The sequence below is a fragment of the Colwellia sp. MB3u-4 genome (assembly GCF_014077065.1).
Taxonomy (GTDB): Bacteria; Pseudomonadota; Gammaproteobacteria; order Enterobacterales; family Alteromonadaceae; genus Cognaticolwellia.
The window spans coordinates 1-16,462 of record NZ_JACGVE010000068.1 but is presented as its reverse complement, the minus strand read 5'-3'; the positions used below and the strand labels follow the sequence as shown (position 1 = coordinate 16,462).

Below are 16,462 nucleotides of genomic sequence, written 5' to 3'. Positions count from 1 at the left end.
GGTTAACGTAAATACCAAGTTGCAGGCTCTGCTGCACGTACTTGCTCAATTTTGCCTTGCTGTAAAACATATTCAGCGGCAATTTGATGACAAAGAAAAAACGGCATACTTTCAGTAAAGCCATAAGCGCCGGCTAAGCCAAAAATTAATTGGTCACCCACTTCAACATCACTGGCTATTGCCAAGGTACCCAATTTATCTAAACTGGTACAAAGCGGGCCATGTAGATCAAAATAACAAAGGCTTGCTGCTGACTCTCTAAGCATGGCGACAGGAAAGGGCTGTTCAGTAATTGCCGGGCGAATTAAATGATTAATGCCACCGGCAAGTACTAATTGTTGCTGCTGAAAGTTTTGTTTACGGTCAACAACCGAAGTCACGTAATAACCCATGTCAGCAACGGCAAAACGACCTAGCTCTAACCAGAGTTCGCTAACACCTGCCTGTGCTTTTATTTTGGCTAAGTCAGCAACAATTTGTTTCCAGCTTAGGCCTTGCCCTGTTTGCAGGTAATCGACACCTAGGCCACCGCCTAAATCTAAGACTTCTAACCTCATGCCCAATTGTTCTGCTAGCGATAACAATGGCGTAACCATTTGTGACCAAAGCTCAAACATCCGAGCATTGCTGAGCATATTTCCCCATTGGAAAATATGCAAGCCATTAATATTTAACGCCGGAAAGTGACTAACTTTTATGGTTTGCCACTCTTGGCAAGATAAACCAAAAGGCGTCACTTCATTACCCCCTAAAGGATTTTTCTCACCTTCTTGCCACTGTAATTGTACTCTTAATAATACTTGTGGTTGGCAAGCCAATTCTATTGCTGCTTCATTAAGCCATTGCAACTGGTTCAAACTCTCCACGACAAAAGTGCGCACGCCTTGGCTTAAAAAGGCTTTCATTTGTCGCTTTGATTTGGCCGGACCGGTATTGAGAATGCGATCGGCTTGCACATTTTGTGCTAATACTTGCGTTAGTTCGCCTTGACTCGCCACATCAAAATTAAAACCTTGCTGAGCTAAGGTGCTTATTACGCGCGACAAGGGATTAGCCTTAACAGCAAACCAGAGTTTAATCACCTCTTGTTGCATCAACACCGACAAGTGTTGCTCAAGGTAGTCTAAATCGTAAAGAAAAAAACCGTCTTCGTCTTGCTCAGCTTCCACACTGTTTTTAAGTGCTTCACTGTGCTGTGCTAGCGGTGCAAGTACCTCAGGTCTAAGCCAGTTTGGCCTAGCTGTCGAATTTAACATGGCAGTCATTTTTTGATCCTAACGCAGTACAGATTCAAGTTCTAAAGCGGCATTACTTTTTGCATCTCGGTATTTAACAATTAATGCGCAAGCCATATTAAGTCCTTGCTGCTGAGCCCAGTCACCCGCAACCGGTCGTGTACCTGGCACCACAACCGCGTTTTCAGGAATATCAGCACCTTTTTCCAGTATCACATTATTGACACAGTCATAAACAGCTACCGAGGCCGACAAAGATACGCCTGGGGCTAAAACCGCACCTTTTTTCACTACAATGCCTTCGACAATAATCACGCCAGCACTTAAAAAGGCGTTATCTTCAATAATCACCGGACTAGCACCAATCGGCTCAAGCACACCACCAATTTGTACTGCGGCAGAAACGTGAACATTTTTGCCTATTTGTGCGCATGAGCCAATCAAAGCATGGCTGTCAATCATAGTGCCGCTATCAACAAAAGCGCCAACATTAATATAGGCCGGTGGCATAATAATTACACCTGGCGCCACATAGGCACCACAACGAACCGATGAACCACCCGGCACCATTCTGACCTTATCAGCAACGGTGAACTCGCGTGCAGGTAAGTTATGCTTATCCACAAAGCCACGATAAATACCATCGAACTCAGTATTTTCTCCGGCTTTAAATGCCGCTAAAATGGCTTGTTTAACTACGGTATTGACTTGCCAAGTGCCATCGCTATTTTGTTCTGCTGCACGAACTTTACCGGTTTCTAAGTCTGTTAATGTTTGTTGCCAAGTCATGATTTTATTGCTCGTAAGTTAGTTAAATCTAAAGGGTGAGGGGTTTGTGCACTTAAAATGTCATCAGTCGTGTGATGCTGAGCTAGAGGGTTGCTGCTGTTACTCGCTAACCATTGCTGAATTTGTTGATGGATGTCGAGTAAACCGTGTTGCGCTGAAAGCTCTGCTTGGCATAAGGGTAGACGAAGTTTTGCAGAGCTAATAGTGTTCAGCTCAGCCATTAACACTTTTACCGGTATCGGACTAGACACTTGAAATAATGCTGATATCGCTTTATGCCAAAGCGGAAAAATTCCTTCATGTTGATGAGCTAAGGCCATAGCAACATATTGCCGAGTGGCTTCTGGCCAAACGTTAGCGCAAACCGACACCAAACCTTTAACATTGGCACTCGCAAGGTATGGCATCATGGCGTCTTCACCACTATACAAGTCCAGGTTAGGGCAATGCTCTCTATAGGCCAGCAGTTTATTAAGATCGCCACTGGCTTCTTTCAGTGCCCAACAGTTTTTATGGTTTTGTAATTGTTGTAAGGCCGAAAAGGAAATTTCAACACTGCTGCGTGAAGGCACGTTATAAAGCATACAAGGGACGTTTGCGGCATCGAGTAAACTTTTAAACCAAGCGGTTTGACCTACGGGCCCCGGTTTGGCGTAAATAGGGCTAGTAAGTAAATAAGCCTTTATCGGCAATTTATTGCATTTAGCTATCCAGGCCAGTTGCTCGTTAAGATTATAGCCACCAACAGCAACCATTATTGGCACTTGTAACGTCATCGCACAAACATATTGCACTATACTTAAATGCTCTTGCGCGGTTAACGCTAAACCCTCGCCCGTGCTGCCCAGTAATAAAATGCCATTGTGGGCCGCATTTTGTTGCAGTACTAGCTTACGCAAACTAACATAGTCAATGCCGTCATCATCAAATAATGGCGTGATCAGTGCGGTCCAAACCAAAGGTCGGTCTGTTATCAGGTGATTTTCTATCGGTTTTGTTTGATTCATTGCTCTCGAACTCTTGTCGTTCGGAGAACTTTTAGGCGCTTGTACAGACAAAATTTCTAGGATGAAATTTGGCCTTTACAAAGGCCAGAAGCTCTCCACCTAGTTAGGTGACAGTTGCAAGGATTCAACCTAGTAGCCATCGAACGTATCCGATGGCTATAAAACTTAATGGTTATATATTAACAACTAAGTCTTAACAACCGGCAATTACCTTATCAACAAGGCAGTTACCTCGGCGTTAAACCCCCTCATTATTGCTCACTAGAGTTTGATCTCTTCACAATAACTACCTGGTTAACGCTCCTCTTCTGGCCCTTTATTGACGGTGATTAATCTTTTACGATTAATCACACTGGAATAAGGGACAACAATATTAAAACATTTAAATATAAGCACAGTCAATAGACGGCTAGACGTATGCCATCATTTAAATTTAATAGTTTGATTTTACTGCTTTTATTTCTTTTTATAATCAGTAAATACGATTTTGTCCTCAATAACTAGAGTGCCCATCACTAAAATAAGCTACGCCCGATAAGTTGAACTGGGTCAAAATAGCTCACTCCCTGTGGACTAAAGATGGCGAGATAATTAAATTCGCGTAGACTACGCAGCACTATGACACATTCACTATGGCGGTATTAATGAATACTCGCTCAGTTCGCCCTGTCATTATGATAAGTTTTCTTTAAAGTAACGCCGATATTTGTAGATAACTTGACCCATAAATATCGTCAATAAATAGCACCCATAAATAACCCCCATAAATAATAGTTAGCTTAATTACAGGTATTTTCATGGCAATAAGTAACATTAACCAATTATTAAACCGCAATATTGAGGCACTAGCCGCAACCAGACCTCTTTTGGTTAATATCGCAGACGATGGTTTTATTAACCATTACTTAAGTCAGCATAGCGCTGCTCATATTGATAGTTACCACACTAATTATGCTGAATATAAAACTTGTCAGCAATTGAAAAACAGCCGTGTAGACGCACATTTTTGCGTCGAGTATATCGCCAAAACTAAACATGATATGGCGATCATTCATTTTCCAAAAAGTAAGGCTGAATTTAGTTTTACCTTAGCTATGCTCGCTGAGTCAATGACAGACGATGCCGCCATAGTCATTGTTGGGGAAAATAAAGCGGGGGTAAAGTCAGCCGAAAAACTCGGTATTGATTACCTAGAATATTGCCAAAATGTTGACGCGGCAAGACATTGCTTAATGTACATTGGCAAATTAAAACCCTCATTACCTCGCTTTGAACTACAAAAATTTTATAAATACTACCCAATGCAGGTACAAGATAAAGTACTAAAAATTGCCGCTTTGCCAGGTGTATTTAGCCAAAATGCACTAGACACGGGTACAGAAGTTTTATTAGCGCACTTACCTGAGGTTATTTCAGGTAAAGTGTTAGATTTTGGTTGTGGTGCAGGGGTTATTGCCGCTTATATCGGCACAGTTCACCCAAAAACAACATTAACCTTGGTTGATGTCAGTGCGTTAGCCTTGCATTCAGCGCAAACAACACTGTCTTTAAACCAGTTAAGCGGGCAATATATTGCCTCAGATAGCTTATCTACTGTTCAAGAACGCTATGATTTTGTCATTTCCAACCCACCATTTCATCAGGGCGTAAAAACGCATTATGGCGCTACCGAACAATTTTTAACCGAGATAAAGCAAAACTTAACCAGCAAAGCCTGCATTACCATTGTCGCTAATAGTTTTTTGAAATACTTACCCATCATGGAAAAAGCACTGGGTAAAACAAAAACCTTAGCGATTAAAAAAGGTTTTGCGGTTTATCAGTGTTATCTTAATGGGAAAAAGTAACGAAAAATGTGTGATTGTTCAAAGCCATAATATTTTCTACAAGCACTTTATAGCCACCATTAATTGAGTTTAATACTGTATGTCAACAATCAAACCTATTTGGTCTCTTCGTCGTATTTGCTTGAGCACCGTCATCAGTGCCATCACATTATTATCACTATTGAGTCTCTCAATCATTACCCAACAATTTAACAACAGTTATCAGCTCAGTGCCACTAGTCAAATAAAGCATTGGGCCACTGTTTTGGCCGATGAAAGTCTGCCCTATTTAGTTAACTCAGAACGATTAGCACTAAAAGATAATTTTTCATTACCCCAGCACATTCCTAATTTAAATTACTTACACCTTTATAAATTCAATAGCGACACTGATAAACTGACTTTTTTTTACAGTTACAAACGTAATGAACAGCGGGCTAGCATTGCGCAAAAATCGCATGACGTTAAAAATTTATTAACACCAAGGTTCAAAGAAAAACACCTTGAGTATATGCAAGCCATTAAAGTTAAAGAAAAAATTATCGGTTATATTTATTTGCAAAGCAGTAGCGAGTACCTCACACAGATAACTGATAAATTATTAATCATCAGCATTATCATTGTTTTTATAGTATTTATTATCGCCATTTTTATTGCGCTCAAACTTGAGCGCAATATCAGTGCGCCATTCTCTTCTTTGATTAACACAGTACAAGTTGCCGCTCGACAAAAAAACTTTCAACAACAATGCGACACTATGCCATATCGTGAAGCTGACATTTTAGCCCTTAATATTAATATGTTATTTGCTCGCATAGATAAACACATCACACAATTAAATGCTCAGGGGCAGCAGAGTCTTGAGCACTCACAAGCATTAGAAAATAAAATTAACAAACGTACCGACGCCCTGAAAGAATCTAACCAAGAGTTACTCTCTACGTTAGAGAAACTCCATCAATTTCAAAGCCAATTGGTTGAAAGCGAAAAAATGGCCTCACTGGGAGATATGGTTGCCGGCGTTGCACATGAAGTCAACACGCCGATAGGCTTAGGGGTTACGGCCTCAACATTATTAGCCGATAGATTAGATGAAATTAAACAAGCTTTTGATAATAAAACCCTAAAATCGAGCCAATTAAAAAAGTTTTTGCATGACAGTTGTGAAAATGTCGCCATTATCTATCGTAATCTAAAACGTGCCGCTGACTTAATATCCAGCTTTAAAAAAGTCGCCGTAGACCAATCAAGTGAAGACCTACGTACTGTCGACGTTAAGCAGCTTTTAAACGAAGTTTTACTCAATCTCAAACCACAACTGAATGTGTTACCCTACATTATTGATATTGATTGCCCTAATGATTTAACCATTAATAGTAAACCAGGGCCGATTAATCAAATTCTTATTAATTTGATCATGAACTCCATTATTCACGGTTTTGAAGGTAAAGATGAGGGCCGCATTTCAATCACAGTTATGTCACTGAGCAACCAACTTAACATCCTCTATAAAGATGATGGTATTGGCGTTGCTGAATCAATAAAACATAAGGTCTTTGAACCGTTTACCACCACAAAGCGTGGTGAAGGGGGTAGTGGTTTAGGCATGCATTTAGTTTATAATTTAGTGACTCAAGCACTTGGTGGCTCAATAGTACTGAGCAGCGAATTAGCGCATGGCGTTAGCATAGAAATTAACTTTCCTATAAATAAGTAGCCAATTAATTCGCTTTTGGTTAAATTTCAATAGGGTTTATAGTTAACTTGTTGACAATATAGTTTATAGTTAAGTTATTGACAATGTAGTTAAGTTGTTAAGTTGTTAAGTTGTTAAGTTGTTAACGATTTAGGGCTTTAAACCCGTTAAATGAACATTTATTCGCTAGCACTTAGCATAATCTTACGTCACCATTATTTTAAAGTGATAAAAAGCAGTAATTAGCCTGCTATTGATTGTTTTTTAACGGTCGCTTCTATACCATGTGCCGATTATTTATTAGCCATCAAATAGTCTATAATTGCATGGTCAGGAATAAACACGTATTAATACAAATAAAATTAAAATTTGAAAAAATCAAACCTCACGGAACTGGACAATGAACATGCAAAAACCTCATATATTAATCGTAGAAGACGAAGACGTCACCCGCTTTAATTTAAGAAATTTATTTGAAGCTGAAGGCTATCAGGTCTCCGAAGCAATAGATGGTGATAGCATGGAAAGCGCGCTAACCAACAGCATAATAAATTTAATTATTATGGATATTAATTTACCGGGCAAAAATGGACTATTACTTGCACGAGAATTAACCCGCCAGAACGACTTAGGCTTAATTTTTCTGACCGGTCGCGACAGTGACATTGACAAAATTCTTGGGCTAGAAATTGGCGCTGACGATTATCTAACTAAACCGTTTAATCCACGTGAACTAACGATTCGTGCGCGCAATATACTCAGCCGCATGTTACCTAGCAATGTAGAAAAAAACGATGCACTTATTAGCTTTAATCAGTGGTCTCTGGATGGTAATGCACGAAAAATGACCACACCAGATAATCGAGAAATATCAATTCCTCGTGGTGAATACCGCGCGCTACGTCTACTTATCGCTAATGCCGGACAAATTGTTACCCGTCAGCAATTGATCAAAGAAATGACCGGTCGCGACTTACGTATTAATGATCGAACAGTTGATGTGACCATTCGTCGCTTACGTAAACATTTTGAGTCCGTAGAAAGTTCACCAGAGTTGATCAACACTATTCATGGTGAAGGTTATCGATTTATTGGCCAACTAGATTAATAGCGCTATTAGCAGGGTAAAATGATTAATCTGCTAATATTAACCTGCTAATATAGTGACTTCTCAGGCTATTGCTCAGACAACCACTGTTGAAAAGCAGTAATGGCTTGTTGGTTTAACAAACTCAGTGCTTGCAAGTGCTGAGTCTTTGTTTCACTATCTTCAGCCGATTTTTCTATCAAGATAAGTTTCTGGTGTACTTGACTTAAACCTGTACTGGCTGCAGCCCCTTTCATTTTATGGCATTGCTCCTGCCATGCCTTTTGATCCGCATTAACAATGGCATGATTAATCGCCGTTAAATACAATGCAGACTGCTGAATATATAAATCCAACATTTGTTCAATCACCGCTAGGTCTAACGCTTCTAAATAGCCATTAATCAAGATTAAATCTATGTGCCGAGTTGTTACCATGAAGCCTCCTTAGTGACGCCAGCTTTTCACTACGTCGAATTAAAATTTTAATGTTATTTATATGATAGCAAACAACATTTTAACCTGAAGTTATTACTTATACATCCCCTGTTTATAACAGATATTAAATACAACTACCATATACTAGAACAATATCAACATAGCTATGACAAACATTGCTTTTAGGGGGTATTTCGTTCAAAATAGCCGCCTTTTTCCGGACCAATGCATTATCTTCCACTTTGTTAACTACTTATTGTTACCTACTTGTGGAGACTGTCATTATTTTTACGACAGTAATGCTACTTATAATTTTACTAGCTACTGAAGTTACCATAGATAACCCTTTACCTAGTGCACAGCGAACAGCGGAGTCAAAATGCCAACATTAATGCCTGATATAGCAAATCACACCACAGCACAAACTGAGGGGACTTTGGATTGGGTCGGCATGAGTAATATAGAAATGCCTATCATGGTTGCCTCAAAAGGCCAATCAGAACGTATGGTTTCAGCCTACGTAGATGCGTTTGTTAACCTTAAAGAGCCACAAGCGAAAGGCATACATATGTCGCGTTTATATCTGCTCCTTGATGAATTATCAAACTCAAATGTTTTAAACCATCAGAGTTTAGTGACCTTATTAGACGGCTTTATCAGTAGTCACCAAGAGCTAAGCGATAATGCCCAAGTTAAGTTTAGTTTTGACTATCATCTGCGCCGCAAATCACTGATTAGTGGTAAACAAGGCTGGAAAGCCTATCCCGTGACTATTACTGGGCGCTTAAATAAAGGTACGTTGGATATCGAGCTTTCTGTTGACGTGCGTTACTCTTCAACTTGCCCTTGTTCTGCAGCCTTGGCTCGTCAGCTTATTCAGCAAGCTTTTAAAGAAAAATTTATTGGCCAAGCAGATGTGGATTTAACCGACGTACATGAATGGCTTGGTACTACCGAAGGTATTATGGCCACGCCACATAGCCAACGCTCTGTTGCTGAACTTAAAGTTAAACTTAATCGCTCAACCACTGAATTTCCCATTACAGATCTTGTCGACTTAATTGAAAATTCACTAAAAACCCCAGTTCAAGCGGCAGTAAAGCGTGAAGACGAACAAGAATTTGCCCGTTTAAATGGTCAAAACTTAATGTTTTGTGAAGATGCGGCTCGTCGTTTACAACACACCATGAATGCCTCTGAGCAATTTGATGATTTTTGGCTACGTATTAATCATTTAGAATCGTTACATGCCCATGACGCCGTGAGTGTGACGACTAAAGGTATTGTCGATGGCTATAAAGCTTAACTTAAAGTTTAGCTTTAAGCTTAACCCAACCAATTAAGCTTTAAATCAATCATCCCTAGTTATTTTTAAAATGGCTAGGGATTTTTGTTTCTGCCGCTATAAAAGCAACAAGCGTTTTCTAATTGAACACTAGACTGGCTATAGCCGAATTGAAGTATAAGTAAAGATAACGCTGCAGTGGCTTGTTTTAACCAGTAGAAATGATCAGAAAATTAGTAAACTTGCTATTAGGGCGCTATTAATTCTCAATGCCCAAGTGCTTATCACCCCCGCCTACTAACCAGTGTTTATAATAACGGCTACAACCATGACTAAAATACTCAGCGCTAATGATAACGCTGAATAAATAGTGCATACAAAACACGACAAATATTAACGTCTTAAAAAATTAGAATGTAATAAAATTACAAAAAATAAGGTGATAATAATATTATTAGCTAAACACCGTGCATAAACTACCAAATATGATGAAAAAAACCTAAATATCAGGCTACCTGCTTTTATCTGAAAATAAGGATGTAAAATAATAACGAGCATTTACTCTATTCAGATTGACGTTTTAATTTTAAATGTTTAATGTGACAAGTCCTTCGCGACGAATTCGGGATTATTTATGCACTTAAAGTATAATTTTATTCTATTCTCACCCAACCGAATTGCCGAGGTCTTTATTTAGGAGAAAATAATGCAACTTTACGACCATTCATATCAAAAAGACAATTGTGGCTTTGGGCTTATTGCCCATCAGCATGGCGAAACAAGTCATAAGCTCGTAAAGACTGCCATTCAAGCCTTAGACCGAATGCAACATCGTGGCGGTATCGCTGCCGATGGTAAAACCGGTGACGGTTGCGGTTTATTAATGCAAAAGCCTGACAGTTTTTTCCGCGCAGTTGCCGAAGAAAATAACTGGCCATTAGGCCGAAAGTACGCGGTAGGCATGATTTTTCTTAATCCAGATCCTATTAAAGCCAGCGCGAGTAAAAAAATTCTAGAAGAAGAATTAGCACGTGAAACCCTGACCTTAGTTGGCTGGAGAATCGTCCCCACCGATACCAGCACCTTAGGTGAAATTGCCAAAGGTAATTTACCAGGTATAGAACAAGTTTTTGTTGATGCACCATCAGGCTGGCGAAACCGAGATCTTGAACGCCGGTTATATATGGCACGACGACGGGCAGAAAAACGCATCAGTGATGAACGTTTCTATGTCGCCAGTTTGTCGTGCTTGGTCACCATTTACAAAGGCTTAATGATGCCGGTAGATTTACCCAATTTTTATTTGGATCTCGCCGATATTCGTATGCAAACGGCTATTTGCCTATTTCATCAGCGCTTCTCTACTAATACTTCCCCCGAGTGGCACTTGGCACAACCTTTTCGTTATTTAGCACACAACGGTGAAATTAATACTATTAAAGGTAACCGTCAATGGAGTCGCGCGCGCACCCACGGTTTTAGATCGCCCTTATTACCCGACTTACAAGATGCAGCGCCCTTTGTTAATGAAAGCGGCTCTGACTCTTCTTCATTAGACAACATGCTTGAGTTATTTATGGCGGGCGGCATGGATCTTTACCGCGGTATGCGATTATTAATGCCACCTGCTTGGCAAAGCAACCCGTTAATGGATGATGATTTAAAAGCTTTTTATGAATTTAACTCTATGCATATGGAGCCTTGGGACGGACCCGCAGGTGTTGTGGTCACCAATGGCCGGCATGTAGCCTGTAATTTAGACCGTAATGGTTTACGACCTGCACGATATGTTATTACTCGTGATGGTTTTATTACCTTAGCTTCTGAAGTCGGTATTTGGGATTACGGCGAAGATGAAGTGGTTGAAAAAGGCCGCGTAGGCCCGGGCGAAATGTTAGCCATTGATACCTATACAGGGAAAATTTTCAACTCTAATGCAATTGACAATGAGCTAAAAGTTCGCCATCCCTATCGTCAATGGTTAGACAATAACATTCGTCGCTTAGTCCCTTTTGATACATTAGCAGCGAACTTGATTGGTCAACGGATATTTAGTGATCAAGAAATCGCTCAATATCATAAAATGTTTAACTACAGCTACGAAGAAATACATCAGGTCGTCAAAGCATTAGCTGATAATGGTCAAGAAGCTACTGGCTCGATGGGCGATGACACCCCAATGGCAGTATTATCGAGTCAGTCGCGCTCGCTTTATGATTATTTCCGCCAACAATTTGCTCAGGTCACTAATCCACCCATTGACCCCTTGCGTGAACGCTATGTGATGTCGTTAGGCACTTGTATTGGCCGTGAGCATAATGTTTTTAATGAAACTACTGGCCATGCCGACCGTATTCTATTTGCGACACCGGTATTAATGTATACCGGCTTAAAACAATTACGCGAGCTAGACCCTGAACATTACCGCTCAGACACCTTAACCTTAAACTATGATCAAGCCGAGGGTTTAGAAGCCGCTATCATTCGCTTGTGTGATGAAGCTGAAACATTAGTCAGAGATAAAAACACCGTAATCTTAGTGTTATCAGATCGCCATATACATAAAGGTATGTTGCCCATTCCTGCCGCAATGGCGGTGGGTGCAGTGCAAAAACGTTTAGTTGATAAGCAATTACGTTGTGATTCCAACATTATTGTCGAAACCGCTTCAGTGCGTGACTCACATCAATTTGCCGTGCTGCTTGGCTTAGGGGCAACGGCGATTTACCCTTTCTTAGCTTATGAGACTATCGAACAACTGGTTGAACAAAAGCAACTTAACCTCACGGCTCGCGAAGCCATCGTAAATTACCGTGAAGGCATTAATAAAGGCCTATTAAAGATATTATCAAAAATGGGTATTTCTACCATTGCCAGCTACCGTTGTGCCGGACTATTTGAAGTTATTGGTCTTAATAGTAAGATTATGGCACTTTGCTTCCCTGATTTACCTAGCCGTATTCAGGGCGCTGACTTTACCGACATTGAACAAGACAATATAAACCTAGCTCGCAAAGCCTTTATGCCACATCAAAAAATGAGTCATGGCGGTTTACTAAAATATGTCCACGGCGGTGAATACCATGCCTATAATCCTGATGTAGTGAGCACGCTACAAGCGGCGGTACGCAGCGGCAACTATAGTGATTACAGAATATTTGCTGACCACGTTAACCAACGTCCACCCGCAGCATTACGTGATTTATTAGCCCTAAAAGACGATCAAACCGCCATTGATATCTCCGAAGTTGAAGCAGAGTCTGAACTGTTTAAACGCTTTGATAGTGCCGCTATGTCAATTGGTGCCTTAAGTCCTGAAGCACATGAAGCGCTAGCGATTGCGATGAATCGCCTAGGTGGCTTCTCAAATTCTGGTGAAGGCGGTGAAGACGAACGTCGCTACGGCACAGTCAAAAACTCGCGTATTAAGCAAATTGCCTCTGGGCGCTTTGGCGTTACACCGTATTATCTGGTGAATGCTGATGTGCTGCAAATCAAAGTGGCCCAAGGTGCAAAACCAGGTGAAGGTGGCCAATTGCCCGGTGATAAAGTTACGCCGTTAATTGCAAAGTTGCGTTTTTCAGTGCCTGGAGTCACCTTAATATCACCGCCGCCACATCACGATATTTATTCGATTGAAGATCTCGCCCAACTGATTTTTGACTTAAAGCAAGTCAATCCCAAAGCGATTATTTCCGTAAAACTGGTTTCAGGTCCAGGTGTTGGCACTATCGCCTCAGGTGTTGCCAAAGCCTTTGCTGACTTTATTACTATTTCTGGTAATGACGGCGGCACAGGTGCCAGCCCATTAACTTCGGTTAAATATGCCGGTTGCCCGTGGGAGCTTGGCTTAGCTGAAGCGCACCAATCACTGGTCACAAACGGTTTACGCCACAAAGTGCGTTTACAAGTTGATGGTGGTCTAAAAACTGGCTTGGATATTGTTAAAGCCGCTATTTTAGGTGCCGAAAGCTTCGGTTTTGGCACCGCGCCTATGGTGACTTTAGGCTGTAAGTTTCTGCGTATTTGTCATTTAAATAATTGTGCCACGGGTGTAGCAACACAAGATGAAGTGCTACGAGAACAATTCTTTAAAGGTTTACCTGAGCAAGTGATGAATTATTTTAAATTTATTGCGCAAGATGTGCGTGAAATTTTAGCCAGTTTAGGCGTTGAAAGCTTAACCGCTATTATTGGTCGTACCGATTTATTCGTGCCCTTGGCCGGTATTACCGCCAAGCAACAAAAACTAGATTTACGTCCCATTATTGCCCCGGTTGTCGCCGGTGATGATACCACCTTATATCAAACGGCTAGCAATGAACCCTTTGACAAAGGCGTGTTAAATCAGCGTTTACTCACGCTTGCCTCACATGCGATTGCCCACAGTAGTGGCGGCGAATATCGTTTAACGATTCAAAACACCGATCGTTCTGTCGGTGCTTCATTATCCGGTGAAATTGCCTCTAAACATGGTGACCAAGGTATGGCAACTGACCCGATTAAAATATTTTTCAATGGCACTGCCGGTCAAAGCTTTGGTGTCTGGAATGCTGGCGGCTTAGAAATGACCCTAACAGGTGATGCCAACGATTATGTCGGTAAAGGTATGGCCGGCGGAAAATTAACCATCAAGCCGCCCAAAGGCGTGGAATATTTAAGTCATAAAACTATGATTATGGGCAATACCTGTTTATACGGAGCAACCGGCGGTAAGCTATACGGTTGTGGCCGTGCAGGTGAGCGTTTTGCGGTGCGAAATTCCGGCTGTCATGCCGTTATTGAAGGTACCGGTGATCATGGCTGTGAATATATGACCGGCGGCATAGTGACGGTTTTAGGTCAAGTGGGCGTTAATTTTGGTGCCGGTATGACTGGCGGCTTCGCTTATGTTTTAGATGAGCAAGACGACCTAGCCATACGCCTGAATAATGAATCAATTGAAATGTTAGCGATAGATGAGCTTAATATTCACCAAGAACATCTACGTGGCATTATCAACCAACACTTAGATGAAACCGGCAGTTTAAGAGCAGAAGAAATTTTAACTCATTTTGCCACTTACGCACCGCTATTTAAGCTGGTTAAGCCAAAGGCCGTTGATGTAAAAACCCTATTGGGACATCGTAGCCGTTCATCTGCAGAACTTCGTGTTCAAGCACAATAATGAGTACACGCGTGGAGCAGCTATTTCATGAGTAAAAATATTTATCAATTTATCGATGTTAAACGCATCGAACCGCCTAAAAAAGCGATAGCAGAGCGTAAAATAAATTTTGTAGAAATTTATCAACCCATGAGTAACGAACAAAGTGCCGGCCAAGCGGATCGCTGCTTAGATTGCGGTAACCCTTATTGTGAATGGAAGTGTCCTGTGCACAATTATATCCCGCAATGGTTAGAGTTAGTGACCGATGGCAAAATTATGGAGGCTGCAGACCTTTGTCATGAAACCAACAGTTTGCCTGAAATGTGTGGTCGTGTTTGCCCACAAGACAGACTTTGTGAGTCAGCCTGTACGCTCAATGATGAATTTGGCGCCGTGACTATTGGTAATATTGAAAAATACATTACCGATACCGCTATAGCTCAAGGTTGGAAACCTGATTTATCTCAAGTCGTAGCGACCGGTAAGCGTGTGGCTATTATTGGCGCTGGTCCTGCTGGCATAGCTTGTGCTGATGTCTTAACTAGAAACGGTGTTCAAGCGGTTGTTTTTGACAAACATCAGCAAATTGGTGGCTTACTCACTTTTGGTATTCCGGCCTTTAAATTAGAAAAAGAAGTTATTCAAACCCGCCGAGAAATTCTTGAAGGTATGGGTATTGAGTTTCGTTTAAATATCAATGTCGGTGTCGATATCAGCTTTAATGATATCAGTGATGAATTTGACGCGGTGTTTTTAGCCCTTGGTACCTACACTGACATGACAGGTGGTTTTGAACATGAAACGGCGCCAGGTGTATACAAGGCACTAGATTTTTTAACTGCGAACACACAAAAATTAATGAAACTTTCTCAAGAGGATGGCAACGTTAACGCCAAACCTTATGTGAACTTTTCAGCTAAAAAAGTACTTGTTCTTGGCGGTGGTGATACCGCGATGGATTGTGTCCGTAGTTCAATTCGCCAAGGCGCAAGCGAGGTAACTTGTGCCTATCGTCGTGACGAAGCTAATATGCCAGGCTCACCACGTGAAGTAAAAAATGCCAAAGAAGAAGGCGTAGATTTTCAGTTTAATATTCAACCAATTGATATTGCAACTGATGATAACGGTAATGCTTGCGGCGTTAAATTTATCAAAACACAACTTGGTGCGCCAGATGTTAAGGGGCGAAGAAACCCTGAAGTTATTGCCGACTCTGAGTTCATCATGCCTGCTGATGCCGTGGTTATTGCTTTTGGTTTTATGCCAAGCCCACCACAATGGATGAAAGATGCGGGTGTTGAAGTTGATGCAAAAGGACGAGTCATTGCAACCGATAATAGCAGTTTTGCATTGCAAACCACTAAGGAAAATATCTTTGCTGGTGGTGATATGGTGCTAGGCTCAGATCTTGTCGTCACCGCTATCGATCAAGGCCGAAAAGCCGCCATGGGCGTACTAGATTTTGTGTTAACCGCCCAAGAAAAAGAAGCATAGTATTGCCTAAAACAATCAGCCTAATAACAAACGGGCTAACAACAATCAGACTAATATGTTGCTGACGTAACTAAGCTGAATTTGTTTGACATAAATCACTTTAAAATATCGCCTGGCGGTATTTTAAAGTGAAATTTATCAGCAAGCACCTCGACGCATAATAACCATAACGTCAAACTTACGACTTATCTTTTAATAAAAATTTGAACGCTATAATTACGCTCAAATGACGAGCGTTTTTTTGTTATCAAACCCAGCAGACTCAGACTACACAACGAGCTTTTTATTCTGCCGTATTTATTGCGCAGAAAAAGTCTCATTATACCAATTTTATTAATTAGGTGGTCTACTTTATACGCAGGAAAAATGGCCAAATATAAGGCATTTATTTTAATAACTAGTTGTTCTAATTATTAAATAAATAACGCAGTAGTGGGTTATTTTAACCAGTAAAAAT

At 40.9% G+C, this 16,462-nt stretch carries 10 protein-coding genes and 1 riboswitch; of the genes, 6 read left to right on the top strand and 4 right to left on the bottom strand.

Annotated elements, in window-relative coordinates; genetic code table 11:
• Positions 1 to 2 precede the first annotated feature (2 nt).
• Genes H4J61_RS03785 through dapA form a run of 3 tightly spaced genes read right to left on the bottom strand, consistent with a single transcriptional unit; the run spans position 3 to position 3,031 of the window.
• The gene (locus H4J61_RS03785) at positions 3 to 1,265 is read right to left on the bottom strand and encodes a PLP-dependent decarboxylase (protein ID WP_404852057.1); all 1,263 of its coding nucleotides are present in this window, start codon (positions 1,263 to 1,265) and stop codon (positions 3 to 5) included.
• 9 nt (positions 1,266 to 1,274) lie between these two features.
• The gene (locus tag H4J61_RS03780; RefSeq protein ID WP_182183818.1) at positions 1,275 to 2,024 is read right to left on the bottom strand and encodes a 2,3,4,5-tetrahydropyridine-2,6-dicarboxylate N-succinyltransferase; all 750 of its coding nucleotides are present in this window, start codon (positions 2,022 to 2,024) and stop codon (positions 1,275 to 1,277) included.
• Positions 2,021 to 3,031 (bottom strand): 4-hydroxy-tetrahydrodipicolinate synthase, encoded by a 1,011-nt coding sequence (gene dapA, locus H4J61_RS03775; protein WP_182183816.1) that lies wholly within the window; start codon positions 3,029 to 3,031, stop codon positions 2,021 to 2,023. Before dapA ends, H4J61_RS03780 begins: the two co-directional genes overlap by 4 nt.
• Before the next feature lie 80 nt (positions 3,032 to 3,111).
• Positions 3,112 to 3,347, bottom strand: a riboswitch (Lysine riboswitch).
• A gap of 481 nt (positions 3,348 to 3,828) precedes the next feature.
• Between dapA and H4J61_RS03770 the strand changes: the two genes are divergently transcribed.
• The 3 genes from H4J61_RS03770 to arcA all read left to right on the top strand — a co-directional run bounded on the left by H4J61_RS03770 (position 3,829) and on the right by arcA (position 7,661).
• Positions 3,829 to 4,878 carry a methyltransferase gene (locus H4J61_RS03770; protein ID WP_182183813.1) on the top strand — a complete coding sequence of 350 codons (1,050 nt, stop codon included), beginning with the start codon at positions 3,829 to 3,831 and terminating at the stop codon, positions 4,876 to 4,878.
• Between the two features lie 79 nt (positions 4,879 to 4,957).
• On the top strand, positions 4,958 to 6,574 hold the full coding sequence (locus tag H4J61_RS03765; RefSeq protein ID WP_182183811.1) for a sensor histidine kinase: 1,617 nt from the start codon (positions 4,958 to 4,960) through the stop codon (positions 6,572 to 6,574).
• A 385-nt stretch (positions 6,575 to 6,959) separates the two neighbouring features.
• Positions 6,960 to 7,661, top strand: a complete 702-nt coding sequence (arcA, locus tag H4J61_RS03760) for a two-component system response regulator ArcA (protein ID WP_182136729.1) — start codon at positions 6,960 to 6,962, stop codon at positions 7,659 to 7,661.
• A 68-nt stretch (positions 7,662 to 7,729) separates the two neighbouring features.
• On the opposite strand, the gene H4J61_RS03755 is transcribed toward arcA, so the two are convergent.
• A complete protein-coding gene (locus H4J61_RS03755) occupies positions 7,730 to 8,077 on the bottom strand; it encodes an Hpt domain-containing protein (protein ID WP_182183808.1) in 348 nt (115 codons plus the stop codon).
• Between the two features lie 379 nt (positions 8,078 to 8,456).
• Here H4J61_RS03755 and folE2 point away from each other — a divergent pair, with 379 nt between their 5' ends.
• The 3 genes from folE2 (at position 8,457) to H4J61_RS03740 (ending at position 16,005) form a co-directional block, all read left to right on the top strand.
• Positions 8,457 to 9,383 (top strand): GTP cyclohydrolase FolE2, encoded by a 927-nt coding sequence (folE2, locus tag H4J61_RS03750; protein WP_182136701.1) that lies wholly within the window; start codon positions 8,457 to 8,459, stop codon positions 9,381 to 9,383.
• 685 nt (positions 9,384 to 10,068) lie between these two features.
• Positions 10,069 to 14,529 carry a glutamate synthase large subunit gene (gene gltB / locus H4J61_RS03745; protein ID WP_182183806.1) on the top strand — a complete coding sequence of 1,487 codons (4,461 nt, stop codon included), beginning with the start codon at positions 10,069 to 10,071 and terminating at the stop codon, positions 14,527 to 14,529.
• 27 nt (positions 14,530 to 14,556) lie between these two features.
• Positions 14,557 to 16,005 carry an FAD-dependent oxidoreductase gene (locus H4J61_RS03740; protein ID WP_182136703.1) on the top strand — a complete coding sequence of 483 codons (1,449 nt, stop codon included), beginning with the start codon at positions 14,557 to 14,559 and terminating at the stop codon, positions 16,003 to 16,005.
• Positions 16,006 to 16,462: the final 457 nt, after the last annotated feature.

What these genes read in the sequence shown, in the direction of transcription:
- folE2 (WP_182136701.1), top strand. Translation starts at nt 8,457, where the DNA reads ATGCCAACATTAATGCCTGATATAGCAAATCACACCACAGCACAAACT.
- dapA (WP_182183816.1), bottom strand. Translation starts at nt 3,031, where the DNA reads ATGAATCAAACAAAACCGATAGAAAATCACCTGATAACAGACCGACCT.
- H4J61_RS03755 (WP_182183808.1), bottom strand. Translation starts at nt 8,077, where the DNA reads ATGGTAACAACTCGGCACATAGATTTAATCTTGATTAATGGCTATTTA.
- arcA (WP_182136729.1), top strand. Translation starts at nt 6,960, where the DNA reads ATGCAAAAACCTCATATATTAATCGTAGAAGACGAAGACGTCACCCGC.
- H4J61_RS03785 (WP_404852057.1), bottom strand. Translation starts at nt 1,265, where the DNA reads ATGACTGCCATGTTAAATTCGACAGCTAGGCCAAACTGGCTTAGACCT.
- H4J61_RS03780 (WP_182183818.1), bottom strand. Translation starts at nt 2,024, where the DNA reads ATGACTTGGCAACAAACATTAACAGACTTAGAAACCGGTAAAGTTCGT.
- H4J61_RS03740 (WP_182136703.1), top strand. Translation starts at nt 14,557, where the DNA reads ATGAGTAAAAATATTTATCAATTTATCGATGTTAAACGCATCGAACCG.
- H4J61_RS03770 (WP_182183813.1), top strand. Translation starts at nt 3,829, where the DNA reads ATGGCAATAAGTAACATTAACCAATTATTAAACCGCAATATTGAGGCA.
- H4J61_RS03765 (WP_182183811.1), top strand. Translation starts at nt 4,958, where the DNA reads ATGTCAACAATCAAACCTATTTGGTCTCTTCGTCGTATTTGCTTGAGC.
- gltB (WP_182183806.1), top strand. Translation starts at nt 10,069, where the DNA reads ATGCAACTTTACGACCATTCATATCAAAAAGACAATTGTGGCTTTGGG.